The sequence below is a fragment of the Streptomyces sp. NPDC002133 genome, from assembly GCF_040296405.1.
In the GTDB taxonomy this organism is placed as follows: Bacteria; Actinomycetota; Actinomycetes; order Streptomycetales; family Streptomycetaceae; genus Streptomyces.
The window spans coordinates 1-1,610 of the sequence record NZ_JBEOXF010000144.1; the positions used below are offsets into that span (position 1 = coordinate 1).

A 1,610-nucleotide genomic window follows, 5' to 3' on the forward strand; every position below is an offset into this window, starting at 1 on the left:
TTGGGGGCGGTGAGGCCGTTGGACGCGCCGTCCTGGTTGACCGCCGAGCCCCGTACGACCGCGAGGATGCGGTGGCCGTTGCGCCGTGCGTCGGAGAGCCGCTCGACGAGCAGCAGGCCGACGCCCTCGCTCCAGCCGGTGCCGTCCGCGTCCTCCGAGAACGACTTGCACCGGCCGTCCGTCGCCAGACCGCGCAGCCGCGAGAACTCGACGAACGCGGTGGGCGTCGACATCACCGCCGCACCACCCGCGAGCGCCAGGTCGCACTCGCCCGACCGCAGCGCGTTCGCCGCAAGGTGCAGCGCGACGAGCGACGACGAGCAGGCCGTGTCGACCGTGACCGCCGGACCCTCGAATCCGAAGGTGTAGGCGAGCCGTCCGGAGGCGATGCTCCCCGCACTGCCGCTGAAGAGATAGCCCTCGTTGCCCTCGGGTGGCAGCCCGGGACGTGAACCGTAGTCGTTGTACATCAGGCCGGCGAAGACGCCCGTACGGCTGCCGTGCAGCGACTCGGGGTCGATGCCCGCGCTCTCCAGCGTCTCCCACACGGTCTCGAGGAGCAGCCGCTGCTGCGGGTCGACGGCCAGCGCCTCGCGCGGGGACATCCCGAAGAACTCGGGGTCGAAGAGGTCCGCGTCGTGCAGGAAGCCGCCCTCGCGGGTGTACGACGTGCCCACGGCCGCCGGGTCCGGGTCGTACAGGTTCTCCAGGTCCCAGCCCCGGTTGTCCGGGAAGTCGCCGACCGCGTCGACACCGTCGGCGACCAGTCGCCACAGGTCATCCGGCGAGGACACCCCGCCGGGATAGCGGCACGCCATCCCGACGATCGCGATCGGCTCCTGCGCCTTGTCCTGGACCTCGCGCAGGCGCCTCCGCGCATCACGCGCGTCGGCGATCGCCCGCTTGAGGTAGTCCCGGAGTTCCCGCTCGTCAGCCACCTGTGGTCAGCTCCCGAAATGATGTTCTTGATGACGGATGTCGATTACGAGTGATGTGTACTGTGCGTCTGGCAGCCCGCCGGGGACCGTGCGCTTGGCGGAGGGGCTCCACCGGGCCCGGGGTCAGTCGAGATCGTCGACGAATGCGAAGAGTTCCGCATCGCTCGCGCCGTCGAGATCCCCGCCGTCGTCCCCGGCCGTCCTGCCGCCCCGGCCGTCCGCCGCCTGGACGTCGTCCAGCAGCTCCCGCAGCCGCGCACTGATCTCCTCGTACGCGGTCTCGTCCGCGCCCGCCGCCTGTTGGATCGCGCTCCTGAGCTTGTCGAGGCCGGCGAGGACCGGCGCCGCGACCGACTCGGGCTCGGCGTCGAGGTCGAGCTGCTCGACCAGACGTGTCGCGAGGCTGTCGGGGTTGGGGTGGTCGTAGATGAGGGTGGCGGGGAGTTTGAGGTTTGTGGTGTTGGTGAGGTGGTTGCGGAGTTCGAGGGCGGTGAGGGAGTCGAAGCCGAGTTCCTGGAAGGGGCGGTTGGGTTCGATGGTGGTGCTGTTTGTGTGGCCGAGGACTGTGGCGGCCTGTGCGCGGATGAGGTCGGTGAGTGCTTGATGACGTTGGGCGGGGGTGAGGGGGGTGAGTCGAGCGGTGAGGTCGGTGCTGCTGTGTTGGGTCGTGGT

The 1,610-nt window shown here is 70.1% G+C and carries 2 protein-coding genes; both read right to left on the reverse strand.

Annotation, left to right across the window (positions count from 1 at the left end; translation table 11 throughout):
* On the reverse strand, nt 1-938 hold a 938-nt coding region (locus tag ABT078_RS42475), incomplete at its 3' end, for a beta-ketoacyl synthase N-terminal-like domain-containing protein (RefSeq protein WP_351237830.1).
* Between the two features lie 123 nt (nt 939-1,061).
* Nucleotides 1,062-1,610: acyl carrier protein (locus ABT078_RS42480; protein ID WP_351237832.1), on the reverse strand; the 549-nt coding region annotated here is incomplete at its 5' end.